The 25,663-nt window shown below is 33.6% G+C and carries 21 protein-coding genes and 2 pseudogenes; 10 read left to right on the top strand and 13 right to left on the bottom strand.

Annotation, left to right across the window (positions count from 1 at the left end):
- Window positions 1-12: 12 nt before the first annotated feature.
- On the top strand, window positions 13-4,089 hold the full coding sequence (locus QSG86_RS12325) for a hypothetical protein (RefSeq protein ID WP_317031770.1): 4,077 nt from the start codon (window positions 13-15) through the stop codon (window positions 4,087-4,089).
- Window positions 4,090-4,272: 183 nt separating this feature from the next.
- Here QSG86_RS12325 and QSG86_RS12320 read toward each other — a convergent pair whose 3' ends face one another.
- The 3 genes from QSG86_RS12320 to QSG86_RS12310 all read right to left on the bottom strand — a co-directional run bounded on the left by QSG86_RS12320 (window position 4,273) and on the right by QSG86_RS12310 (window position 7,605).
- On the bottom strand, window positions 4,273-5,118 hold the full coding sequence (locus tag QSG86_RS12320) for a hypothetical protein (RefSeq protein ID WP_317031769.1): 846 nt from the start codon (window positions 5,116-5,118) through the stop codon (window positions 4,273-4,275).
- Window positions 5,105-6,559 (bottom strand): AAA family ATPase, encoded by a 1,455-nt coding sequence (locus tag QSG86_RS12315; protein ID WP_317033349.1) that lies wholly within the window; start codon window positions 6,557-6,559, stop codon window positions 5,105-5,107. Before QSG86_RS12315 ends, QSG86_RS12320 begins: the two co-directional genes overlap by 14 nt.
- A gap of 836 nt (window positions 6,560-7,395) precedes the next feature.
- Entirely contained in the window at window positions 7,396-7,605 is a 210-nt protein-coding gene (locus QSG86_RS12310) for a hypothetical protein (RefSeq protein ID WP_317031767.1), read from the bottom strand.
- A gap of 121 nt (window positions 7,606-7,726) precedes the next feature.
- Here QSG86_RS12310 and QSG86_RS12305 point away from each other — a divergent pair, with 121 nt between their 5' ends.
- Both QSG86_RS12305 and QSG86_RS12300 read left to right on the top strand, forming a co-directional pair.
- Window positions 7,727-7,915, top strand: coding sequence for a hypothetical protein (locus QSG86_RS12305; RefSeq protein WP_317031766.1), 189 nt, complete (start codon window positions 7,727-7,729; stop codon window positions 7,913-7,915).
- 57 nt (window positions 7,916-7,972) lie between these two features.
- Window positions 7,973-9,120 (top strand): IS3 family transposase gene (locus QSG86_RS12300; protein WP_317030298.1). Its coding sequence is split into 2 segments (ribosomal slippage): window positions 7,973-8,219 and window positions 8,219-9,120, totalling 1,149 coding nucleotides; the frame shifts between segments, so codons are not numbered across the junction.
- A gap of 11 nt (window positions 9,121-9,131) precedes the next feature.
- On the opposite strand, the gene QSG86_RS12295 is transcribed toward QSG86_RS12300, so the two are convergent.
- On the bottom strand, window positions 9,132-9,473 hold the full coding sequence (locus QSG86_RS12295) for a hypothetical protein (RefSeq protein WP_317031765.1): 342 nt from the start codon (window positions 9,471-9,473) through the stop codon (window positions 9,132-9,134).
- Between the two features lie 674 nt (window positions 9,474-10,147).
- Here QSG86_RS12295 and QSG86_RS12290 point away from each other — a divergent pair.
- The 3 genes from QSG86_RS12290 to QSG86_RS12280 are packed head-to-tail and all read left to right on the top strand — an operon-like array spanning window position 10,148 to window position 11,400.
- A complete protein-coding gene (locus tag QSG86_RS12290) occupies window positions 10,148-10,327 on the top strand; it encodes a hypothetical protein (protein WP_317031764.1) in 180 nt (59 codons plus the stop codon).
- 19 nt (window positions 10,328-10,346) lie between these two features.
- Entirely contained in the window at window positions 10,347-10,703 is a 357-nt protein-coding gene (locus QSG86_RS12285; RefSeq protein WP_317031763.1) for a Gfo/Idh/MocA family oxidoreductase, read from the top strand.
- A 40-nt stretch (window positions 10,704-10,743) separates the two neighbouring features.
- Window positions 10,744-11,400, top strand: a complete 657-nt coding sequence (locus QSG86_RS12280; RefSeq protein ID WP_317031762.1) for a Gfo/Idh/MocA family protein — start codon at window positions 10,744-10,746, stop codon at window positions 11,398-11,400.
- Between the two features lie 236 nt (window positions 11,401-11,636).
- Here the strand turns inward: QSG86_RS12280 and QSG86_RS12275 are convergent, their stop codons facing one another.
- The 7 genes from QSG86_RS12275 to QSG86_RS12245 form a co-directional block, all read right to left on the bottom strand.
- Window positions 11,637-12,581 carry an aldo/keto reductase gene (locus QSG86_RS12275; protein WP_317031761.1) on the bottom strand — a complete coding sequence of 315 codons (945 nt, stop codon included), beginning with the start codon at window positions 12,579-12,581 and terminating at the stop codon, window positions 11,637-11,639.
- A 135-nt stretch (window positions 12,582-12,716) separates the two neighbouring features.
- Window positions 12,717-13,334, bottom strand: a complete 618-nt coding sequence (locus QSG86_RS12270; RefSeq protein ID WP_317031760.1) for an NIPSNAP family protein — start codon at window positions 13,332-13,334, stop codon at window positions 12,717-12,719.
- Window positions 13,331-15,088, bottom strand: coding sequence for an FAD-dependent oxidoreductase (locus QSG86_RS12265; RefSeq protein WP_317031759.1), 1,758 nt, complete (start codon window positions 15,086-15,088; stop codon window positions 13,331-13,333). Before QSG86_RS12265 ends, QSG86_RS12270 begins: the two co-directional genes overlap by 4 nt.
- A gap of 2 nt (window positions 15,089-15,090) precedes the next feature.
- Window positions 15,091-16,863, bottom strand: a complete 1,773-nt coding sequence (locus tag QSG86_RS12260; protein WP_317031758.1) for an FAD-dependent oxidoreductase — start codon at window positions 16,861-16,863, stop codon at window positions 15,091-15,093.
- Between the two features lie 4 nt (window positions 16,864-16,867).
- Window positions 16,868-17,713 carry a sugar phosphate isomerase/epimerase family protein gene (locus tag QSG86_RS12255; RefSeq protein ID WP_317031757.1) on the bottom strand — a complete coding sequence of 282 codons (846 nt, stop codon included), beginning with the start codon at window positions 17,711-17,713 and terminating at the stop codon, window positions 16,868-16,870.
- Window positions 17,700-18,524 carry a ThiF family adenylyltransferase gene (locus QSG86_RS12250; protein ID WP_317031756.1) on the bottom strand — a complete coding sequence of 275 codons (825 nt, stop codon included), beginning with the start codon at window positions 18,522-18,524 and terminating at the stop codon, window positions 17,700-17,702. Before QSG86_RS12250 ends, QSG86_RS12255 begins: the two co-directional genes overlap by 14 nt.
- A gap of 48 nt (window positions 18,525-18,572) precedes the next feature.
- The gene (locus tag QSG86_RS12245) at window positions 18,573-19,928 is read right to left on the bottom strand and encodes an MFS transporter (protein WP_317031755.1); all 1,356 of its coding nucleotides are present in this window, start codon (window positions 19,926-19,928) and stop codon (window positions 18,573-18,575) included.
- A gap of 229 nt (window positions 19,929-20,157) precedes the next feature.
- Here QSG86_RS12245 and QSG86_RS12240 point away from each other — a divergent pair, with 229 nt between their 5' ends.
- From QSG86_RS12240 to QSG86_RS12230, 3 genes are all read left to right on the top strand, one after another.
- Window positions 20,158-20,928 carry an IclR family transcriptional regulator gene (locus QSG86_RS12240; RefSeq protein ID WP_317031754.1) on the top strand — a complete coding sequence of 257 codons (771 nt, stop codon included), beginning with the start codon at window positions 20,158-20,160 and terminating at the stop codon, window positions 20,926-20,928.
- Window positions 20,929-21,272: 344 nt separating this feature from the next.
- Window positions 21,273-21,995, top strand: a complete 723-nt coding sequence (locus QSG86_RS12235; RefSeq protein ID WP_317031753.1) for a porin family protein — start codon at window positions 21,273-21,275, stop codon at window positions 21,993-21,995.
- Between the two features lie 199 nt (window positions 21,996-22,194).
- Window positions 22,195-22,893 carry a DUF1826 domain-containing protein gene (locus QSG86_RS12230; RefSeq protein WP_317031752.1) on the top strand — a complete coding sequence of 233 codons (699 nt, stop codon included), beginning with the start codon at window positions 22,195-22,197 and terminating at the stop codon, window positions 22,891-22,893.
- A gap of 228 nt (window positions 22,894-23,121) precedes the next feature.
- On the opposite strand, the gene QSG86_RS12225 is transcribed toward QSG86_RS12230, so the two are convergent.
- Window positions 23,122-23,886, bottom strand: coding sequence for an SDR family oxidoreductase (locus QSG86_RS12225; protein ID WP_317031751.1), 765 nt, complete (start codon window positions 23,884-23,886; stop codon window positions 23,122-23,124).
- A gap of 51 nt (window positions 23,887-23,937) precedes the next feature.
- Window positions 23,938-24,621, bottom strand: a pseudogene (locus tag QSG86_RS12220) (phosphotransferase family protein); the annotation flags it as partial.
- Here QSG86_RS12220 and QSG86_RS12215 point away from each other — a divergent pair.
- A pseudogene (locus QSG86_RS12215) lies at window positions 24,614-25,519 on the top strand (AMP-binding protein); the annotation flags it as partial. The pseudogenes QSG86_RS12220 and QSG86_RS12215 sit on opposite strands and share 8 nt — an antisense overlap.
- Window positions 25,520-25,663: the final 144 nt, after the last annotated feature.

Below are 25,663 nucleotides of genomic sequence, written 5' to 3'. Positions count from 1 at the left end.
GCATTTCGTATAATGTATATTATGTTAAATCCGATACATGCTGAAAAATTAGTCTATGAGCCTCCTATTCATCTAGTCCACTTCCTACAAACTTATCCAGTAAAATTTCATAAACTCAGAGTAAAAATTACCACTCATCTGTTAAAAACTGATTTAGAAAATCAGGGATTCTCTTTTAGACCCTCACCGAGTGACCCTCATACTTCTTCTGTAATAAGAACGCTAAATGAGGAGTTTGACCGGTCAATCGAACCTTATCTCATCTCACAGAATAATATTCAACGCACTGAATTCACTAGCACAGTCGATGCTATTAATAGTAGTCCTATAACATTAATTAAGGCAGATGCAGGTGTAGGTAAAAGTGCCTTTTTATTAGACTTAAAGAAGCATTTTATTCGATCAGGAGTCATTGTTCTTCCTATTCGACTAGATAGAAGAGTTCCAGAAAAAAATATCAACCAATTTGGAGAAGATTTAGGTTTTTCCTGCTCTCTAATTTACTGCCTAGAGAAATATAGTCAGGGGCAAGAAGTTGTCGTTATTTTGGATCAATTAGACGCTTTACGTTGGACTGCCCTACATTCATCAAATGCATTGGATATATGCATGAAAATGGTTAAGGAAATTCTTTTATTACGCCACCATACTAATGCCAATATAAAAATTATTATGGCAACAAGAAATTTTGAACTCGAGGATGATGTACGTCTAAAAGGTTGGATCAGTGGGCTTGAAGATGATGTTAAACAAATAGAATTAAAACTTTTTGAGTCAGATCAAATTAGGCCATATATTAGCCAATTTGAAGATTATGATAAGTTAAGTGATGAGCAAAAAAATATTTTAAAAATACCTTTATGGTTAGGCATTTACATAAACTTAGCGAATGATTTAGGTGAAGCCCCTAAATTTACAACCAAATTGGATTTAATCAAATTTTTCATTGATGATAGATTTACGCAACTCACTGATAATCATGGCATTTCCACAGCAGATAGTGAAAATTTCTTCAGTGAGATTATAGATTTGATTAATCACTCTAACAAATTAAGTATTTCATCAACTCAATTATCAAATGGTTCATCAAAAATTAAGAGAGCGATGATTTCTGTTGGATTGCTTTCCGAGCAAAATAGAGAAATTAGCTTTAGGCACCAAGCGATTTATGATTATGCGATAGGTAGAAAGCTATACCTACTTGGTCGTACTTCTACTGAAAATTTCATAAATGAACTAGGCTCAAGAAATCAGCAAACATTATTGAAAAGAGAACATCTCAGATATGCCTTAGCAATGTTATATGAAGAAAATGAAAACATTTTCTGCAATTGCATTGATGCAGTTCTTTACCACCCTGAAATTCGATTTCATTTGAAGTCATTAGTATTTAGTGTATTACGCCATATAGAAAACTTAAAAGCTCCTCTCAAAAAGCTGATTAATAAAATTATGGATGATGCTGAATTCGCCCCTAATTTTATAAGATTAAGTTGCAGTGGTACTCCTGCTCTCGTTCAATATCTATCGGAAAGTCATTATCTAAGTGATTGGTTAGATGAGGATGGTGATACGCAATCTAAAGCTCTAGAACTTTTAAGCTCAGTTTCTGATAAAACCCCAAACTTGTTAATCAATGAATTATCTAAGTTCGTGAATAAATCATCTGAGTGGAATCAAAAGATATACAACTGTTTATGCTGTAATATGAAGAATGATTCGGATGAACTCTTTGATTTTCGTATACAACTTATAAAAGCTGGCACTAATAGTCATTATATTTTTTGGTATGATTTAACTAGACAGCATCCATTAAGAGCTTTGTATCTATTAGAGCTTATATGTAATGAAGAACTACACTTAAGGTTAACCTCTCGAGAAAAATGGTCTGATTACGATACCGAATGTGTAGAAAAACTTGCAGAAAGCCATCCACAAGAACTACTCACACTTTTCATACCTATCTTGAATACTTTTCTTGATTCCAACAAACAGGATGAATATTTTGATGGCTATAAATGGTCACATGAATATGGAACTAGAACAAATTTAGAAGAATTTATTTACAAGTGTTTGTTTCAGATAATAATTAAAGCTTCCAAAAACGTTACTTTAGAACCAACTCAATTACTTCAATTGCTCAGTTCATATAAAGACAATACTAATCTAATTTTTAATCGTATATATGCAAATGTACTTCTAAATCTAGACGTTCAATATGCTGATGAAGTGATAGAGTGGTTATTAGACAACCCAAATCAAAAATTTAAACTTGGGAATGATAATGAAGAACCAATCTGGAAGTTGGCTGGGAAAATAATTGAAAAATTCTCTCCACATTGTAGTCAAACGAACTTTGAACAACTTGAAAGAATGATATATTACTTCTCTCCTGACTATGAGTTATATCAAATCAAATGGCGTTTAGAAGCTACTCGTAAGAATTACTACAATCCTTATTGGGGGAAGACCCAATACCACTTACTACCTAGATTAGATCCATTAAAAATTTCCAATAGAACCAAGCAGTTAATAGCTGTTGTTAATCGCAAATATGAGAAATATGCAGAAGATGATTTTTGTCATCGATTTGATAGCATAGCAAGGATTGTAACCTCCCCACTAAAAAATACATTCAAACTTTCACATAAGGCTTGGAAAAAGCTTATTACTAGTGATCCTAGTAAATTTAATGAAAATAGAATCCGAAAAGACGGTAGCGAAGCAAGTATTCATCAATTTTCTAATGCGTTCGAAAGAGCAGTAATTAGTTCTCCTCAAAATTTTGCGGAGTTTGCTTTAACATTACCCGTAGATATTCCTCAAGATTACATTAATGCCTTGTATAATGGGCTTAGAGAAAACGATCTTAGTCGAGTTCCAGATGAGTTAAAAGAAACATGGGAACCTTGCCCTATTGAGTTGATCGAAAAAATAATAGATCATTTCTCATCAACTAAATATTCTAGAGCACTCAAAAGCTTACTCTCTGCCAAGGTCACAGGATTATCCCCTCAATATATAACATTATTAGAAGATATCGCGAAATCAGCAGATGACCCTTTACCTAATAAATTAAATATTCATACAGTAGGTCATCCTGATCGGTTGGATGAAATTTCAAGCCATGATCTAAGAAGTAACACAATTAACTGTACCCGAGGATCAGCATATACAGGTTTAGCTAGAAAATTTTGGGATGATGAAGAATATGCTCTTTCACATAAATATCTTATTGAGAATGCATTGAACGATGAACATGCTGCGGTGAGAATGGCAACGGCTGATCTCTTATTACCTATGTATAACTATGACAAAGATTATGCTTTTGAAAAGTTTATAGAATTATGTCTAAAAGACATTAGAAATACTCTAAGTCATGGCTATCATTATTATTTTAATAATGCTTTTACAGGTCAATATAGAGAACAATTTATATCTCTTGTCAAAACTATGCTCGAATCTAAGTATGAAGATGTGAAAAAAGAGGGTCATAAACAAGTCATTGCTCGATGGCTATTCAATGATTTATTTGAGACAGAACTTCAACTAGGACTTGAATCCAAAAATGTAGAAAGCCTTTTGGGATATGCTTCTGTCATAAATCAACTATTGGGAGATGATACTAAAGGTTTTGACCATTCAAAGTTAAAAGCTATCTTTGAAATATTAGTCAATTTAGAAAATGAAGATATTCTGAAAAAAATGAGAAGATTTTTCGGTCAAAAATTTTGGTCAAAAAAATATGCCAGGGAATTTTTTGAAATTTATGTCCATTCAAAAGCATTAAATCATAATGTTTATATTGTCTTACACTCTATAGAAGAAAGCCCGACAATGGCTCAATTTAGTGATCTCATTATGATTATGATCCAAAATATTCTTAAGTTAAAAACTCAAGAATTAATGAATAATTTAGATACAGATGCTATAACGAGAGTCATTCAGCAACTGTATGATCAAGCAGAAAATGATGAAAATGAAGAAATACTAAGTTACTGTCTCGATATGTGGGATGAGCTTTTGGCTAGTAATCATTCATTCATACGAATTATGACAGATAAAATAGAAACAGGATTACTTACATAGTTATCAGACAATATAAATATTTGAAATGATTTTTGAATACAAAAAAGAGCCATTATCAAATAACTGTAGGCTCTTTTTGTATATTTAATTTATTGGCTTTTAAAAATAAACTATACTAGGGATTTTAAATTTTACTTTAGGGGGTAGTATCAATATACACTTCTTAAGCAGAATTCGGGTTATTTATAAAATGGTATTAACTCGCAAAAAAAATTGATTAAAAACTTCTTTTTTTAAAAAACTGGATAGAATTAATGAGTCCCAGGAGTTAGGGGTTTGAAATTTTTCATTTTCACGTTTTAATTGATTATGAATAATTTTTCTTAATTGTTGTTTCGACAAGCTAGTTACTACGGAGTCTAAGGCAAAGATACAAGTTTGAGGTGTATCATATAAAGATTGAAGACGTGTTCTCATTTCATTTTCAAAACCATCAACACATTTAAGAATGTGATTTACAAGGTGAGATTCTATTAAATTATAGTATGGGTGATAAGGTTTTATATTTATTTTAATACCCCTATAATTTACACTTTCATTTATTATTAAAAAATCAATAAAATACAAGCGATTTTCAAGAAAATCGAAAAATTGCGGATGATAAATCATACTAATATTTTTATTTTTTGAAAAATTACATTTACATGCAGGAATGAGATTTTTAGAAAATATACTAAATTCTGGATAAATCTCTTTAGGTAAAAAATGGTCTAAAGTCCCTGCTGCAGGACTGCCACACAAACTACAAACTTTGAAGCTAGTTGTTTCTCTATATTGCTTGATATACTTTAAAGAGGATAATTTTGAAGAATAGAGACTTTCAAAAATTTGAGCTCTTTGTTTATGAAGATATGGTATTTTACGTAAGTTGCTTAATTTTTGTTTTTCTGCAAAAGAAGTATACATTCTATATCTATGTTTCAAAAAGAAGTCTTCTCTATCCTTTAAATTAACTACTAATTTTGATTTGGATAAATAAAGATCATTGAGAATAGAAATATCATCAATTCCTAAATTAACTTTTTTCATTTTGCAGCTTCATATATATACGATCAATGGTTTCTGATGATAAAAATTTACCATATTTATCAATAAGTTCTATGAAAGATTTTTGTTTATACCTTTCAATTTCCACAATTTTTTCAATAACAGACTCTTCGTGTTCTAATGGTGATTCAAAGCCGAATATAAAATATGATAATGAATTAAGATTTGCACCAAAAGTATTAAAAGAGGGTTTCTCTAATTCAATTTTTTCGTCATTTTTTCTAAAAACAACAATATTCTCTTGAAGAGAATTTTTCACCAAGTATATAGAATGAGTAGCTGTAATAGCTATGCAGTATAATCGATTGGTAAAATAGCAAACTATTTCTGAAAAAATGGAAATAAAATTTGGGTGTAGAAAGCTTTCTGGCTCATCAAATAAAAATAATATATTATTTTTATACTGACTAGTGATATGAAGTAAATTAAAAATAAGATTTATGAAAAAATTTTCTCCAGAACTAAGATCATAAAAGTTTGAACCATTTTTTATTTTAAATCTATTATAACTTGCAATTTCTTGAATTTTTTCAAGAGTATTTTGCTCACCACTATTAAATTCAACTAAATCTTTTAACGATAAATAGGAACTTTTGTCTTTATAAAGAACAATTTTTTTCATGAAATTAATGTTATTTGTAAGATCAATTAAAATATCAAAATCATAGTCTTCAAATCTATTTTGATCAAATCTAAATCTAATAATTGAATGAAGGATTTCTATATTTTTTTTAGATTTAGTTAAATTCACATGATTTACATTTTTTATATTTTTTGAGAAAGAATTTGATTTATCAGATTGAGAAAAACAAGCAACACAATTAAATACTTTTTTATCTTTATACTTTAATGCAAATTTTCTTAAAGTTTGACTTTTTCCAGATCCATTCCTTCCAATCATAATAAAATGTTTAAAAGGTAGAAAATTCAAATCATTATTTTTTTCATAATTTACATAAAAAAAGACTTCTTTATTTATTAAAGGGTTTAGAGATGAAATCTCCCCTACATCTAGAGTAAGCGTAGATCCTAATCCAGTATAACCATACAAATAAGCTAAAAATGACTCATTAGATCTGATGAAGCTCTTATTAAAAATATCACTTTGCAATAAAAAATTGAAATTTTTATCTCTATTTTTCTTCATTCTAAGAAAAGAGATATCATTTAATTTTTTTAGAATACTATCAAATTTATTAGGAAAATAATTTTTTAATTTTTCATATTCCTCAACTGATTCTAATAAAATATATTGTTTGATGTTTTCACTCTCTAACTCCTTTTGGGTCATTGATTTTAATGTAACAAAATTATTATTAAAATATACAGTATGATATGCTTGCAATATAATTTTTTTATTTGAAACTAATAGTTCAAGCTTTACTTTTGATTGGATTCCAAAATCATTCCAAGTTGTATTCATTACTTTAACTATACAAGAGTCTTCTGCATAGCTATTTGGCTTATCATAAAAAAATATTTTCATATGCTTTTAATAGAATCTTTTAACTAACCTAGGCTTGACATAAAATAAATAGAAAATTCTTTCAATATATAACGTATTGGTTATCAGGACAATTTTCTAAAGAAAAACTTCTGTGATAATAATACAGAATTACTTTATGTATTTGGGAATTTTTTTGAAAAATTATACCTTTATGATAAATTTTCTAAGCCATACTCATTCGAAGTAAGTAATAGACTTAAATCCCTCTGGTTACACCTAATTTTTACCTATTCCATAAATAACCGAAGTTAAAAATAGATATCAAATCAGTGAGAATGAGATCAAACTTATTCGATACCTCCCTTTCATATAGTCTTATGATGAAGTCTTTATTATGATTCTCTCTGCGTATGATCACAGGATGTAGGAAAAAGCATTGAGATAGCTTCATTTTGAAGCTATCTTGTGTCTAATATTCTGAGAGTAGTTCTCTTGCTGGATAACATCAGTTATTTAAGTAAATTTATGATCTCAGAGACTGAACTTTTTCTGGGGTTAAACAACCACTCCCTATCAAAGTAATTACCTTTAGAGATAAGTTGGTCTAAAACTGCCAATCCTCATAGGTTCATGAAGTAAGTTTTACAAATTATCCTACACACCCTAATAACTTATTAAATTTTATATAAATATTTTGAGTTTTTTTCATGAACTAGACTTCCAGTAAACATAAGTTAATTAGAATATCAAAATTCACGTTGATGAGTATTCCAAGTAACATAATATAAGTTATGCAGAAATCAGATCGCTGTTTAAGTCGAGCCTACGCAAGTCTGCGTGGCTATGACCTCAATATCTGGATACATGATGCATATTTGGTCAATCGTTTCCCGCATATTATAAATTTGGGTTTGAGAAGCTTGCTGAGTTGGATGTACCGTATTTTTCAGTACATTAGCTATTTTATGTTCAAAGGTTGGAATGACTGAATTTTCTTTAGGTTGCTTCTGTATAGCAGCCATAGTTACCTTATTTAAAAGTTACCAATTCACGCTTTGGATTAAATCATTTTAAAAGTAACTTTATAACCATTAATTAAGTTTAATATATAACTAAGTTACTTTTTAAAATGGATTCAAAGTTATGGCAAAGGTTTATAAAATTCGAGATGACGAAGTTGACAGCATCAAAGAATCCTTGATGAAATTCGTCATTGAGAAAAAAGTTTTGATGAAAGAATCAGATGTAATTCATGCTCTGATTAAATATCACCTTAAGAATTTAAAGGCTGATGAGGTTATGAAGTATCGAGAAGAAGTCCTCGATGAATAGCCACCGATTTTGTAGACACCTTTTAGTTAGATAAAATGGCTAATTAACGAGGTGCTTATGAGCAGTAAACGATATCCTGAAGAATTCAAAATTGAAGCAGTAAAACAGGTCACTGAGAAAGGTCATAGTGTGGCCGAGGTTGCTACGCGTTTAGGAACCACCACCCATAGTTTGTATGCTTGGATTAAACGTTATGATCCACAGCAGCCCAAGACGATAGAGTCTAATGATCCAAGTGCAGAATTAGCAAAGTTAAAAAAAGAGCTGCAACGGGTTACTGAAGAAAGGGACATATTAAAAAAGGCCGCGGTGTACTTCGCAAGCCAGTCCAAATGAGGTACGCCTTTATTCAGGACAATCAGCACATATGGCCTGTTCGTCGTTTATGTTCAACATTAGATGTTCACCACAGTGGTTATTACGCATGGTTAAAGCAACCCACTAGTGAAACTGCAAGGAAACGGCAACAGCTTTCAGAACTGATTAAACAATTCTGGCTGGAATCTGGCGGAGTCTATGGCTATCGCAAGATTCACTATGATTTGAAAGATGTTGGCGAAAGTTGCGGGATCAATCGAGTACATCGACTGATGAAAGCAGATGGTCTTAAATCACAGCGTGGTTATCGTAAACCTAGAGCTCACGCTGGTACTCCAGCGGTCATTGCCGCAAACAGCTTAAATCGACAGTTTAATCCAACTCAGCCGAACCAATTATGGGTGACGGACATTACCTATATCCGTACACATGAAGGGTGGTTGTATCTTGCAGTTGTGATTGATCTATTTTCACGTCTTGTTGTTGGTTGGTCTATGAAATCCAGAATCACGACAGATTTGGTTTTAGATGCGTTATTGATGGCTTTGTGGCGAAGAAATCCAAAGAACAAAGTCCTAATTCATTCTGATCAAGGTAGCCAATATACCAGCCATGAATGGCAGACATTTCTCAAGCATCATAATCTTGAAAGTAGTATGAGTCGTAGAGGTAATTGCCATGACAATGCTGTTGCAGAAAGCTTCTTCCAGCTATTAAAGCGGGAACGAATTAAAAAGAAAATCTATGTAACTAGAACTGAAGCAAGATCCGATATCTTTGAATATATAGAGATGTTCTATAATTCAAAACGCAGACATGGTTCCAATGGTCAACGTTCTCCATTAGATTATGAAAAGGCCCATCAAAAGATGGTTATGTGTGTCTAGAATTTTGGTGGCTATTCAAGGTTTTCAGGTAATCCTAGTTTTACTGCAATCTTTATTTTTTTATCAAATCCAATAAAACCGAAATCAAAAAAATCTTTATTATTTGTGATTTTATTACACCAAATATTTAAAAATTCTTCTAAACAAAAGTGAACCCTTAAAACTGCACCAATTAAATCCTGAGTATTCGTAAGTGCAGTAATGACTTCATCATCAAAAGCCCCTAATACATCACCACCAACACGTACCAACTGTTGATCCTTCATTTTCATTTCTTGATCAGGTGAAGCAACCCCAATCCCATTAATTTTCATATCAAAAAATTCACTGATTAAGTCATTCTGAAGTTGCATAACTTCATTTTATGTTAAATAGAATATCCAAGACTGTAGCCTACACAACACTGTTTGAAGCTACAGCTCAGTAACGTGATGATTTAGATTATACATCACGTTACTGAGTATCCTAATGAACATAATATAAGTTATGCAGAAATCAGATCGCTACTCGACTTGCGTATCAGTCAAGCCTACGCAAGTCTGCGTGGCTATGATTATGATCTAAAATTAAATTTTACATTTGGTAAAGGCTGCTTTTCAGTGTGCCCTAATGTATATAAAAAATAAGCTTTTTGTGAATCTCCATCATCGTAAGATCCAGAAGAAATAGCTAAAAGCTGCTAACCATTATCTAAGCGATAATTAACTGAGGTAATATTGTCTTCTTCAATAATTTCTTTGATTCTTGATAAATCGACTTGAGACATTAATGATTATCCTTATATATATTCAAGTAATTGATAATAAATAATGAGTTTTCTTTAGATAGACATGATCTAAAAAATTTAGATCTCTCATCCTAAAAACATTCACCAATTAAATATGGAACACTGTTCCATATTATTTAATATCATGTTATTATTTTTAAAATACACATGTTTAATTTATTTAAAATAAATTGAACATCGATTAAAAAAGGGATTTAAGTATTTCAAAACGACTTAAATCGCTTTGCATTGTGGTCAATTATGCTGTCAATTCAAACAAAGATTGCTATAGAAAAACTTTTCTATAGCACTGTCATTGCTGAAATTACCAGAGATGATTTATATGAACAATTGGCCACTCATCCATACTCTCCTTCTGAAGAAGATACATTTCAAGAGCTTGGATTATTTAAAATAATTCAAATGGATCATTATTTATAATACGCAAGGAATCGCTTAAATGAAGAACAAAAAAATCGCTATTATTGGTGCAGGTGCCATGGGTAAAAAGCATGCTCAAACAATTCTCAAACATCCAGATACTGAACTTGTGGCAATTTGTGATCCATTTTCAGATGTCATGGCGCAAGAATACCATGTTCCAAACTATAAAAATTTACAAGATCTGCTCAATCAAATGACTTTAGATGGTGTAGTCATTGCAAATCCAAACCATTTCCATGTCAGTACAGCAATTCAATGTATGCAACATGGTGTGATATGCTTACTCGAAAAGCCACTAGCATTAAATACGACCGAAGCATTAATGTTACTTCAATGTACCAATTCTTGTTGGACATCATCGTCGCCACAATAAAATTATTCAGCAAGCAAAAGCGATTATCGATAAGGAAACATTGGGAGAAATTAACACATTCAATGTATTATGGAGTGTATATAAACCTGATAGCTACTTTGATATTGAATGGCATCGCAGTGCTGGGGCTGGTGTTCTGGCGATTAATTTGGTGCATGATTTCGATTTAATGCGTTATTTAAATGGAGAAATTGAATCTGTTCAAGCAATGACATCCCATAAAAATAGGCATCTTGAGGTTGAAGACAGTATTTCAATTTTAGTCCGTTTTCAAAATGGTGCATTAGGTACGTTATTGGCTTCAGATGCTGCAGTTTCACCTTGGGGCTGGGATCAAAATACTGAAGAAAATAAAATGAGCTTTGCAGCCTCTCCTAATGAGGATTGCTACTTTATTAGCGGTTCTGAAGGCGCATTGAGTATACCTAATTTAGAATATTGGAACTATCCAAAGGATCAAATCAAAAGTTGGTCAACACCTTTAATTAAAAATAAAATTGAACCAAACAAAGATCAAGATGTTTATATTTGTCAGCTCACGCATTTTATCGATGTAATAAATGGTATAGCAGAGCCACTCTCCTCACCTCAGGATGCTATTCGTAATATTCAACTTTTAGAATGCATTCAACTTGCAGCAAAAGAACGGCGAACCGTCTATATTGAAGAGCTTCAGTGCCTGGATCAATCTGCTTAGACTGTTCTTCTTTGCGGTGAAGTAAAAATTTTAGAGATCCTGTTTTCTAAACAGGATTTAAATTAATTTTACGCAATTAAAAGATTTTCTATCATAGTCTTTTTACTTCGACTTAAATTGATTTCGGCTTAGATCAGTTATCGAAATCAACGGCGCGACCATTTATTCTATTACATATTTTTCATATGATTTGATATATTAAATTAAAAATCATAATGACTTTGGCTATCCTTAAATTATTGCTGTAAATAGTGGCTCACTTGTGAAAGCCGTTCAATGTCTGCTATGTCGAGTTGTAACGTCATGGCTTTAACCAAAGATGAAAGTTGCTGAATTGAGGTTGCAGATGCAATAGGTGCAGTAATGCTTGGTTGTGCTATGGTCCATGCTAATGCAATTTCGGAAAGTTCAGCTTGATATTTATCCTTTAATTCATCCATACTTCTTAGAATATTCAAACCTTGTTCACTAAAATAATGTTCTAACTGACGCTTTCTCGCTGAGCCTTCAAGTTGTGAAATATCACGATATTTCCCACTAAGAAATCCAGCCGCTAAACTAAAATAAGTAATGACTTTAAGCTGATTTTTTTCACAAATTGGCCGATATTCTATTTCATATTCCTGACGTTTAATTAAACTATAATTGGGTTGAAATATTTCATATTTTGGTAAATTTTGTGTTTGACTTACAGCTAAAGCATGTTCAAGTTGTTGAGGCGAATAGTTAGAAGCCCCTATTTTTAATATTTTGCCTTCTTGAATTAAATCCGCATAGGCCATCAATGTTTCTTCTATTGGGGTTGCTGGATCTGGATAGTGACTGAGATAAACATCAAGATAGTCTATATTTAAACGCTTAAGTGATGCTTCAATCGCTTGTTTGATATATTTTTTTGACAGTCCTTTTTCTGTTTCACTTAAAGGTGCGCCAACTTTACTAATGATCGTTATTTTCTCACGATTTGATGGCCTGCGTTTTAACCACTCGCCAATCACTGTTTCAGATTCACCGCCACGATGTCCTGTGACCCAATTTGAATACATATCTGCCGTATCAATACTAGAAATACCATGTGCCAAAGCATAATCTAATAAAGACATCGATTTTTCCAAATCAACTGTCCAACCAAAAACATTAGCACCAAAAATAACTTTTGAAAAATCGACTTTGCTATTCATTCTATACTTCTCAATCTGTTTCGTTATAGCTTATAAAATTGATTTTGAATAAAAAACCGGCCTAAAAGATTAATTAAAATCAATATCACTTAACTGATTATAATGTGCTTAAAGCGCCGGATTTTAATATAAAACTTATTTCAGTGGGGAAATTGCAGTCGGTAATGCAATTATTGATTGCATTTCATAGGTAAGCCATTGCGGTCCACCTTTAGGTGGCCAAATACCATCTGCAACTGATTGAGCACGAATTTCTGAACGTGCATTTAATGATTCATATGGCCAAATACTGACAATACGTGGTGTACCATCTAAAGCATACATTGCAACGGTTAATTTTGAGTATTTGGTCCGTTCTGGAACTGCATTATTCCATGCATTTAGTACATGTGGTAAACCACCATGTTTTAATTCATAGGTACGAATTTCATAAACAGGACCAAACTCACCCAATTCAACTTCTGGTAAGAAATCAAAGCCTGCAAAATTTTCTACAGAATATTTAATAATGTTTTCAGCATTAGCAAAAATATTTTCTTGTGCTGCTAAACGCGCTCTTTCAATATCAATATTTTGTTGTGAATCAAAACTACTTAAAACGATGACTTGATTCAATTGACCAATATCAGAGAACCAGACACCGAGCAATTTAGCTGTAACATCTGTATTTGCATAATATTCTTGAATGCCATTAGCGACTGTAGCAGCAGTACCCATTTTAATCGTGATATTCATTAATTGATAAAATTTCATGCGCAAACATGCTCCTGTGTAAAGTTTAGTGCTGAATGTGATTGTAAGTTTGGTTGTGAATTGGTTTTGGGGTGAAGCTTACCTGAAGCAAATTGTGCAATTCGCCATGCAAAAACCATTGCTGGTCCTAAGGTTGTTCCAGGTCCTGGATATGTGCCTTTAAAAATCGAAGTTAAGTCATTACCACAAGCAAATAATCCTATGATTGGCTGATGCTGTTCATTTAATACACGTCCGAACTCATCGCCAGCTAGACCGCCACTACTCGCACAGTCCATTGGCGTAATTGCGAGTGCGTAATAAGGGCCTTGAGTTAATTGACCTAAACATGGATTCGGCTTTATCTCTGGATCACCATTAAAACGGTTCATTACCCCTGAACCTTTACCAAAATCAATATCAATGCCTTTTTCTGCAAATGAGTTATAACGTTGAACAGTTTGGGTTAATTGTTTTGCATCTATTCCAACCTCTTGAGCTAAATCCTCTAGGCTATCGGCACTATGTAAATATTTTTCACGTAAATAATAATTAAGTTTTTTAGCACCTGGCAAAACGAAACCCAATCCATATTTTTGTATTGCAGTTGCGTCGCAAATCAGATAAGACACAATTTTTTGTTGGGTTTTATTCGACTTAATTTGTGCCATACAAAAATCATGATATGAATCTGATTCATTGACAAAACGATGTCCATCAGCATTCACCGCGATAACACCAGGTTTCGCACGATCTAAAATAATATGTGGCCAAATCGCTTTATAGCCATTTTTATGTGTATGAATAGAGCATGGAAAATATAATACGCTGCTATCTACAGATGGATCGATTTGTGCACCAATTTTATTGGCAAGAATTAAACCATCACCTGTATTTGAGCGAGGTGAAAGTGAATCATCAATAATCCCTTTTGGAAATAAACGGTTACGTAATTCACTATTCCAGCCTACACCACCAGTTGCTAATACCACACCTTTACGAGTTTTAACTGTAATAACTTTTTGCTTATGTAAAATTTTTGCGCCAACAACTTGATTATTTTCATAGATGAGTTCTTGTAATGGAGAATCTAACCAAACAGCAACTTGCTGTTGTTTCAAGTTATAAAACAAGCTGCCTGCTAAAGCATTGCCCATTACTAAACGTGTACCACGTGGATAATTTAGGCGTGATAATAAGTAAGGTACTACAACTTTAAACGTCGTTATTAAATTTTTTCCTGATGAAAATGGGTTAAGCAACGCATTTAATTCATTACGATTAACCATCATGCCACCTAAACCCATAAATTCTGGACGTGGTGGTTTTAAATATTTAAAATCAGATCCAAGTAAACGACCATCAAATTCTGCTGGTGCAAGTGCACGACCACCAAAAGCCTCACCAGGCTGATTTTTAATATAATCTGGATGTGCTAAACAAGCGTTAAGTTTTACTGTGGTATGTTGAGCTAAATCTCTAATCATTTTCGGACTTGAATCTAAAAAAGCATCTCGAAGATATTCACCACCTCGATCAGCCACAACTGACTTTAGAAAATTTCGAGCTTGTTCAATATCATCGGCAACCCCCGCTTGTTCACTAAGATGTGAACCTGGGGCCCAAATCGTGCCACCTGATGTTGCCGTTGTTCCGCCAACTTGATGATCTTTTTCACAAAGCAAAACATCTAGCCCATTTAATTTTGCAAATAGCGCTGCTGACATACCTGCAGCACCCGCACCAATCACCAGTAAATCTACGGTTTTTTCCATGATTATGTTCCATCCATATTTTTTGTACAGGCATTTAAAGCTGTATCTGCCAAGTGCTGTCCGGCAAGATAGCCAAACGTCATGGCTGGTCCTAAAGTAATGCCACCACTTGGATATTGCCCCCCCATAATGCTGTTCATATCATTACCAACAGCATATAAACCTGGAATTGGTAATTGAGTGTTTTTATCAAGTACACGTGACGCTGTATCGGTGTGAAGACCAGCAAAAGTACCTAAACTACCAGGAACAATTTCAACCGCATAAAATGGCGCATGTACAATTGGTGCTATACATGGATTAGGCTGATGATCAGCATCACCTTGTGCTTTTTGATACGGAGTTGTACCCCGATGAAATTCAGGATCTATTCCATTTTTCGCATGAATATTATAAGTCGTGACTGTATTTTTCAGTGCTTCTGCTTGAATGCCACATTGTGCTGCCAATGCTTCAAGATTGTTTGCAGATTTTAGATAGCCATTTTCCAACCAAGGTTGCATTGAAATCGGAAATGGTTTTACAGCACCTAAGCCATAGCGACGAATAAATTTATGGTCACAAATGAGCCAGCAGCGTGATAATTCACCTTTAACTGTATTTTTTAACATATCTTTAATAAAGGCTGGATACGAATCACCTTCATTGGTAAAACGTTGCCCATTTTTAAGTACCGCAATTAAACCTGGTTTACCACGTTCAACTAAATGTGGAAACCGCCCAAGTGTGCCATCCAAACGAGGAATTAACGACACAGGGGCCCAAGCTCCAGCCCATGGAAGATTCTCTGATACACTAGCACCTACAGATTCAGCAAGTTTTAAACCATCACCTGTATTCGTTTCAGGTGCTGCTGAGTAGTGTGGAGTGCCTAAAGAAACGTGTTCAAAAAGTTGTTGTTTACGTTTTTCATCATGTGGAAAACCACCTGTTGCAAGAACAACACCTTGTTTGGCACGAATTTTAACCAGCCCTTCAGGGGTTTTAAAAATTGCACCTACAACGCGATCTTGTTCATATAACAACTGTATAGCGGCATGATTCGAATATAGTTTAACATTTAGATTTAAAGCTGATTTTAATAAGCGTGCGACAAGCGCATTGCCATTGACAATTTGTGTAGAACGGTTCCTCAATAGTAAATCAGTAACATGGCGTAAAACACGTTTAGTCGCATAGATAAATGAAGAAAATGTATTAAAGGTATTAATGAAATGCTTCATATCTGCACCAGAAGCAATTCCCATCCCCCAAACCATCGTTTCAGGAATTGCTGGCTTGAGTAAATGCAAATTAGAACCTAGTTCTCGGCCATCAAAAGGTGCTGCTACAATTGAACGCCAACCCACACGTGATCCTTCAATATGAAAAAAATCAGGTACAGCGGCACCAATGTTAAATTTAACATCTGTAGATTTTTCAAAAAAATCTACCATTTCAGGTGCTTTGGTTAAATAGGTATGAATTTTTTGCTCATCATACTGATCACCTAAAACATTTTTTAGATATTGTTTTGGCGTTTCAATCGGTTCAGCCTGTCCCGCATGTTGGGCATGTGGCGTATTAGGAATCCATAGCCATCCACCAGAAACTGCTGTTGTTCCACCAAAGACGGTTGCTTTTTCGGCAACAATCACATCCAAACCTTGATCTGCCGCAGTCACAGCGGTAGATAATCCACCCGCACCAGAACCAATGACCAAAACATCACATTGCTGTTCATGGTGAATGGAGGTCTCTGCCACCGTAAAATCGTGTTGAGTTGACGCATTCATATTGTTACCTCACTACAATTTCCGCATGTGCTAAAGCCACCAAGGCTTTAATTGCTTGCAAATTAATTTGTGCACGTTGTAACGCCGGTAATTTGGCAAGTTGCAAATTAGGAACTTCTGCTGCTAAAGTGATGTTTTTTGGCAAAGCTGCAATTAATCCAAGTAAATCAATATCACCCTGCCCTGGCACTAAACGATTATTGCGAGCAATCTCAATCAATCCATCATCACTTGGATCATATTTGGCAAAGCCATCACATAACTGCACATAATTCATTTGTGAAGCCGGTAATGCTTTAACTTGTTTAAGCGTTGAATTTGAGCGATCAAAATGTAATGAATCAATTAAAACTGCAGCATTTGATTGACCAGAATGTTCAACAATCGTCTGCGCTTGAGTTAAATTTTTAACTGCAGTCCAAGGCATAAACTCAAGGTCGCAGGTTAAATTATATTGTTTGCTTAATTCACAAAAGCGTGCAAAATTTTCAATCAAGCGACTTTGTTCATTATCATTACCCGCAATTAATATGTGTTTCGCACCAAGTTGCTGTGCGACATCTAAAAATTGTAGATATTGATGACTATTAAAATCATGTGTTAAACGTACAATTTCAACATCTGCAACTTTTACACAACTGTCTTTTAATGCAGCTTGGGTTTCTTTAAGCAGTTTTTTATCCGTTAAAATAGGATATTCAATTTCATGCTGGGCAGCCGGTAAAAAGCGTAGCCCAACCTGCGCATAACCACATTCTGCTGCAATTTTAATTGCTTCGACAGGACTGACATCTGCAACAGTTAAAAAAGATAAAGAATATTGGTGCTGCTGATCATCATGCTGCATCATGTTTTTCTCCATCTTTTAACTGATTTTCCAGTAAAAAATTCACCATCAAATCACGGACTTTCATGAACATATCCGTTCCTTTGACTGCGATACAACCCAATTGCATGGCATGTTTGATAAATGGTGTATCTACTGGACTGGTGACAACATCTGCGACAGACATTTCAGGCGTTAATTGATCTAATAAAAATGCAGCAGATTGATCACCATTCATACCCATTGGTGTTGCATTGATAACAACATCAAATCCATTTGGATTATTATGGTGTGCAATGACTTTAGCTGTATGTAATTGATTTAATTGTTCGACCAATTGTTGTTGACGTGTAGCATCTAAGTCAAAAATAGCTAACTCACCAACACCTGCAAGTAATAGTTCAAAAGCAATTGCTTTACCTGCACCACCAGCCCCAGCCAAAATCACACGCTTATCTTTGAGTTGAATATTTTTTTCTAAAATAGCCTGTATCATGCCGGTACCATCTAGCATGTCACCTTCCCATCCTTCAGCACAACGGCGAATGGTATTTACTGCACCAATAAATTTAGCGCGATCAGTAACTTTATCACAGCATTGCAAAGCCGTAATTTTGTGTGGAACAGTGATAATTAAGCCATCGCTATTCAGTATCTCTTTGGTATTTTTAATTAATGCTGGAAAATTATTAGGTTTAACATCCATCGGTAAAACTAATGCATTTAGACCCTTATTCAATAGTTCCTGTGTCACACCCTCTGGTGATTTAACTTGCTTAATAGGATGTCCAACCACAAAATAGAGACGAGTTGATCCATTCAATTGAATATTCATAATTCAATATCCTCTTAATTTCAGTAAATGATTTAAATTTTTTTTAGCTTATGCCTGAGCATTATCTAGTTCACGTTGTTGCATTTTTTTGGCAGAATACAATGCTTTCATCATCAGTAATGCAATAATAATCCCCATAGCTGGTAAACATAAAACCAGAAAAATCTTATTTGCTGCCCAACCTAAACTCAGAAAGTATGCACCTGCAAATGCACTCGCTACAGCACCAAGTCGGCCAATCCCATGCATCCAACTATTTCCTGTCGCACGTGCAAATACCGGATAGAAGGCACTGGAAATTCCGTTCATACCTGCATTTGCACCATTCATCCACATACCAATAAAGAAGCACATCATACTGTAGAGCATAAAGTTATGCCCAATTTCACCAATAATGATCATAAAGAAAATTGCAAATACATAAGCAATCATCAGACCAATATGTGGGTTAATTTTATCCATTAAATAACCACATGCGATGCACCCAATTGGACCACCTAGTTGGTAAATTGCCGTAATTAATGAAGCTTCGCTAATACTAAAACCGAGCTCATTACTCATCATTGGCAACCAGCTTCCCAATAAATACACCACAAACAAACCGGAAGCATAGCTCCACCATAATAAGAAGCTGCCTAAGAAGTAAAATGGACTTAATACCGTTTTTACTGGATTATTAATCGTATTGGTCTTTGGTTTAGGTAAGACAATTTCTTTATTACTCATATCAAAATCAGGTGCAATACGTTTAATCAACGCATTGATTTCTTCTTTTGGATGTTGTTTTAAAACTTTGTAACCAATGGACTCAGGGAGTGTAAACATCACGATAACAGCTAGAATTAACGGTAATAATCCACCAATAATCATCATGGCATGCCAATTAAAATGTGGAATAATCCAAGCGGCTAAGAAACCACCAATTGCGGCTCCAATTGTAAAACCACTTAAAATAATGGTGACCATTCGACCATTAATTCGCATCGGTGAATAATCTGTAACTAGAGTTACAGCTTGTGGCATAACGCCACCCATAAACAATCCAGCAATCAATCGATAGATCATCAATTCTGTTACATTACTGGAAAGTGCAGCAAGTAATGTAAAAATACCAAATCCAATTAAATTAATCGTTAATAGTTTCTTACGGCCAAATTTATCTGCTAATGGTCCTGAGATTACAGCACCTAACGCAAGACCAATTAATGCAGCACTCATCACAGGTGCTAAATCTGTCGTACTAATACCCCATTCTTGTTTGATTACTGGTGCAACAAACCCCATAATCGAAATATCAATACCGTCGACCACGACAATCATCAAACACAAAAAGATGACTAGTTTTTGTAAAGGTGATACCTTATTTTCATTAATAAATTCCCTTAAATCGATCTGTTGTGGCATACACTTGCTCCCTTAGCGCTCAACAATTCTTTTATGCGTTTCCATACATAAATAAGGTTAAAATTAGGTTCAAAATGAAATGAACTGTACTGTTTCATTTTTTTCATTTAGAACCATGTAGATTCGTAGCAAAATCATTTAGAGTAGAATCTATGCTGTAATATAATCTGTTTTTTAATTTTTTGGAACAGTGTTCCAAAAAATATTTGGATATTAATGTGGATTTTTTATGCTAAGTAATAATGATCGCACTTTGACTGTGCTAGAAGCCTTATTAAAAAATGTAAATGGATGTGCTTTAAGCCAACTTTCAACGGATTTAGATATCCCAAAGTCAGCAATGCATCGTTTACTAACATCAATGAAAGATATGGGCTATATATATCAAGATGCGTTAAGCCAACACTATAAATTGACATTAAAAGTTGCTTCGATGGGATTAACCTATCTATCTTCTCGTTCTATTACTGAAACTTTTCAGCCATATCTAAATCAATTGGCAGAAGAATCTGCTGAATTAGTACGTTTGGGTATGATTGAAAATGAGAATATTATCTGGATTGCTAAAGCGCAAGGCTCAAAATCAGGTTTAAAATATGATCCTGATTCAGGGAGTGTAGCGTACCTACCGGCATCTTCATGTGGTTTAACTTATTTATCAGCACTAAAACCATCTGATTTTGAACGTATTGTGGCACGTGAGGGTTTTGAAAAAGCACAGCAGTTCGGTCCCAATACACCTAAAAACATGGATGAACTCAAAGCATTAGTTCAAGCATCCAAAGATCGTGGCTATGGCTTAATTCATGATACTTATGAGCTTGGTATGACTGCAATGGCAAAAATTATTGTTAATCCTTTTACGGGTATGCCTTTTGGCACAGTAAGTATTGCAGGCCCTTCAGTTCGGCTCAATGAACAACGAGTTGAAGCACTTGCACCAGCTTTATTGGAAACAGCTGATAAAATTAGTCAAATTATCCACCTTGCTCAACTCTAAAATTTAAACAGACTGGTCAATTGAGCAGTCTGTTTAAATGAATTACACGCTTAACTTGCCTAATCACTATAATATTTATATATGTAATGAGTGATTTAATTATAAATTGACATATAATTTTTTAGTAAAGGAAATAATATGTACTATTTAATATAAAAAAATACATTTATCTTGTTGAAATTATAAAATTATTATAAAATATAAATATAATAATATTTTTTTAAATTTTCAATTGATAATTATAAAATTTGCGTTACTATAACTAATGAAAAATTATTTTATTTTTTGATCAATTAATCTCAAATTTATAAACAATCCCTCAGCTTGAGAAGGTAGAGAATATTATGAAAAAAATTTTATTGGCATCAGTGGTTTTATTGTCATTTTCCGGTTTAGCTAATGCTGATAACGGCGTTTATGCATCATTAAAAGCTGGAATTAGTGATACAAAATATAGAAATAGCGAAGATGTAAAGACAAATAATGTATTAAATACAACGACAACTTGGACGAATGATAATCAAACTAAAGCTATTTATCCTGCAATTTCAGCCGCAGTGGGCTTTGACTTTAGCGCAATCAGCCCTATTAATGCACGTGCAGAATTAGAATATACCTATAAAGATAAAGAAACCTTTTCGCCAACAGCAGATTATAAGACTATTGTTAGAAAGGCAGAAAGTACTGGGAAAACACCATTTGGGGAGAAGGTATTAGCTAATGAATTAAGAAGCCAATCATTGATGTTAAATGGTTACTATGATTTTAAAAATACATCAAAATTTACACCTTACGTGGGTGTCGGTGTGGGTATAACCAGAGTTAAAAATCAACAAACAGAAGTAGAATCAAATAGTTCTATTTCATCTACCAAAAACCACTTTACTTGGTCTGCAGGCGTTGGGGTAGCATATAGTGTTACAGATAATGTTGCACTCGACTTAAGCTATAAATATGTGGATGCTGGTAAATTTAAATTTAATAACAATGTTGAAAATGGACGTTTAGATACTAAAGTTGATTTAAGATCACAAGACTATGCTTTAGGTATTCGCTATAACTTCTAATTGTAATGATTAAAAGCCCTGATAATCAGGGCTTTTAATACTTTAAAATAAAAAACTATCAATATTATAATTTTGAATTACCTTCTTTTGCATTTTTTAGCAATTGATTTATTTTACAAAACTGTTAAATCTCAATATTATGACCATGAAATTATCATTTATATATACAGTACATTGTATACTGGGATTTACAGTTAACATGACCGATACATGCTTATATCATCAACAATTCAATATAGTTGATAGCTTTTGCAAACTTGTTAATACACCTTTTCATGGCCAGATGAATGCAGTTTGCTGGCATCGTAATCTGGTTGGTGATTTTAAAGAAATTGTGACAAAACTACAGTTACAAGAAAATATTACAGAAATTTTTGCTGAAGATCTTTTGGCATTACAGCTTTCAGAGCAAGGTCATCAAGCAAGAGAGATTATTTTACAGGATCTACAGTTGTTAACTGATTTAGGAGCATCTCCCTCACTTAATTTAATTAAAAATTATGTCCGCGATGAAGCACTAGATTTTATTAGTACTGATGTTTATTCGTATCATGTTGACCGCTCTCCGATTGAGGTGGATACGTTCTTATGTACTTACTATGGCCCTGCAAGTGATATTTTATCGTCCGATCAGGCCCAGCAAAAAGTTGTAATTCCAGATATTCGAGAAAAACTCCAAGCACCTCATCATGGATCTGAACCAGAATTTGAAACATTTTTAAAGGATAATTTTTTTGATCTTCATTATCAGCCTAAACCAGATAGTAAACCTGTTAACTTAGGTACTGGGCATCTTTGGCGCCTAGCAGTAGATCATCCAACTCAACCAGTTGCCCCCTGTATTCATCGAGCTCCTATTGACCAAGAAGATGACTATCGGTTGTTATTAATTTGTTAGATATTGATCATATTAATTGATGCTGAGTATGGATGGACTTGATTTATGAACAATCAAAGTCCAATTGATACTCTGTAAAATTTAACATTATCATGGCTTAAAACATCCGATCTTATCAATGTATTACAATATGTACAAATATTAATTTATGTCATATCAAGTGTTTAAGACTTTTAAGATAAATATAGATAATTTAAATAAATACTGCGTATCAATCTATATGCTTTGTTAAATTGTTAAACCACCGTCAACAACAATACACTCGCCATTGGTATAACTTGATGCATCTGATACCAGATATAAAACTGTACCTGCCATTTCTTTGGCTTCAGCATGACGGCGTAATGGAATATCATTTATTATCTTTTGATACAAGCTTATATCATTAAATAACGCACTTGCAAACTTAGTCTGAGTAAATCCAGGTAATAATGCATTTACTCTTATACCGAGCGGTCCACATTCTTTAGCAAAAGTTTTAGTCATACTAATAACAGCAGCTTTGGTAATGGAGTAAATTCCTTGTTGATCTCCAGGTTGTAAGCCATTGATAGAAGCTGTATTTACAATCACACCATGGCCTTGAGATTTCATTAATTTTCCGGCCTCAATTGACATAAAAAAATAACCACGGATATTTACTTCAATCGTTTTATTATAAGCTGCTAAATCAGTATCAAGCACATGTCCAAAATAAGGATTTACCGCAGCATTATTCACGAGAATATCCAAGCGGTGATGCTGATATTGAATATGCTCAAAAATAGCCATAATGTCGTCCATTTTACCAACATGGCATGCAAAGGCCTCTGCCTGTCCACCGGCATTGATAATTTCATCAACTACAATATTACAATCTTCAATTTTTCTACTTGAAACAATAACATAAGCACCTTGCTCTGCAAGTAGCATGGCAATTTCTTTACCAATACCTCGACTCGCACCAGTAATTAAAGCAACTTTTCCAGTTAGATCAAAAAGATTCGTGGTCATATTTTCCAATTCCTTTTTCATGTTTTATCGTTTATATCAGCATTTATAGTTTTATTTAGGAAATAGCGATGATGATGAACCTCTGCTATCTATCAATGATAAACATCGTGTGTACATCAGTTCTACAAAAATAGCAAAATCTTTAAAAGCTGGATTTTGAGTTTCCTTATGGTAATAACGATAATAAATCTGTTGTACAATAACCGCTAATCGGAACAGCCCAAAAACTTCGTAGAAATTCCAATTATGAGTTATCAAATTGGTTTTATCTAAATAATACTCAACCACTTGTTGACGTGTAAGCATTCCTGCTAAATGTGTGGGTTGACGTCTCATCGCATTTAATAATTCATTATCATCATCTTGTATCCAGTACGCTAGCGCACACCCCAAATCCATTAATGGATCTCCTAAAGTTGCCATTTCCCAATCAAGTACAGCAATTAATTGTGTTGGACGATCGGGATCTAAAATCATATTATCGAATCGCCAGTCATTATGAATCAAACAAATTTTACTGTCTTGTGGAATATGCTGGAGTAACCATTTCTTTATGATTGTAAAATCAGGTACATCTGGTGTTTTGGCATGATCATAACGGCGAATCCAGCCTTCCACTTGTCGATGACAATAACCATCACCTTTATTCAGAGTGTTTAAATTTGTATTTTGATAATCAACTTGATGAAGTTGAATGAAAGCATCAAGCATATTGCTACATAAAAATATGATTTGTGCTTTACCTTTGTATCATATTTTTGCTTTCCAATTATCATTATTATCTCAATATCTTGGCCTAACTTGTGTATTAATTGCCAATCCCCGTGACACATCATATTTAGTCAATAAAATGATTCAATATCCTCCTGCACTTTTTCCAGCAGTAAATACCTTAGTTAATGCACTCATACATCATCAAGATATCAAAAAAGTTAATTTTAATCATTTAAAAATTGCTATTAGTGGTGGTATGCCAACATTAGCCACGACTGCAAAAGCTTGGCATAACTTAACAGGAAAACCACTAATTGAGGGCTATGGATTATCTGAAACTTCGCCAACAGTAACTCTAAATCCAATTAATATTGATGAATTTACCGGAAAGATTGGTATTCCAGTGCCATCAACTCAAGTCATCATCATTGATGATTATGGAAGAGAGCTTGAGTCAGGGCAAGAGGGAGAAATTGCAATTAAGGGACCTCAAGTCATGAAAGGATACTGGATGGCACCAGAAGAAACATCTAAGGTAATGACAGATCATGGTTTTTTTAAAACAGGAGATATTGGTGTGATTGACCACCACGGATTTATTAAAATTGTTGATCGTAAAAAAGATATGATTTTGGTTTCTGGATTTAATGTTTATCCAAATGAAATTGAAGAAGTTGTTAGCCAGCACCCTCAAGTTTTAGAAGTGGCAGTTATTGGTGTTGTTGATTCCAAAAGCGGTGAAGCACCTAAATTATTTATTGTTAAAAGTGATCCAGATCTAACTGAAACTGATATTTTTAATTTTATTGCAGATAAACTTACACCATATAAACAACCCAGATATATAGAATTTTTAACTGAGTTGCCTAAATCAAATGTCGGAAAAATTTTACGAAAAAATTTAAGAGCAACTGACTAAACTTTAAAGAAAATCCCCTATCGGTACGATTTACAGTATCCAAATTGTAAGATCATAATCCACCATATGAATACAATTTATATATGATTTTAAATTTATTGCGATTCATTTTAGCATCATAATAATTGAGATCGAGTCTTAACT

Source organism: Acinetobacter sp. SAAs474, assembly GCF_032823475.1.
Classification (GTDB): domain Bacteria; phylum Pseudomonadota; class Gammaproteobacteria; order Pseudomonadales; family Moraxellaceae; genus Acinetobacter.
The sequence above is the reverse complement of the archived record's forward strand: the minus strand, read 5'-3'. Positions and strand labels throughout refer to the sequence as shown.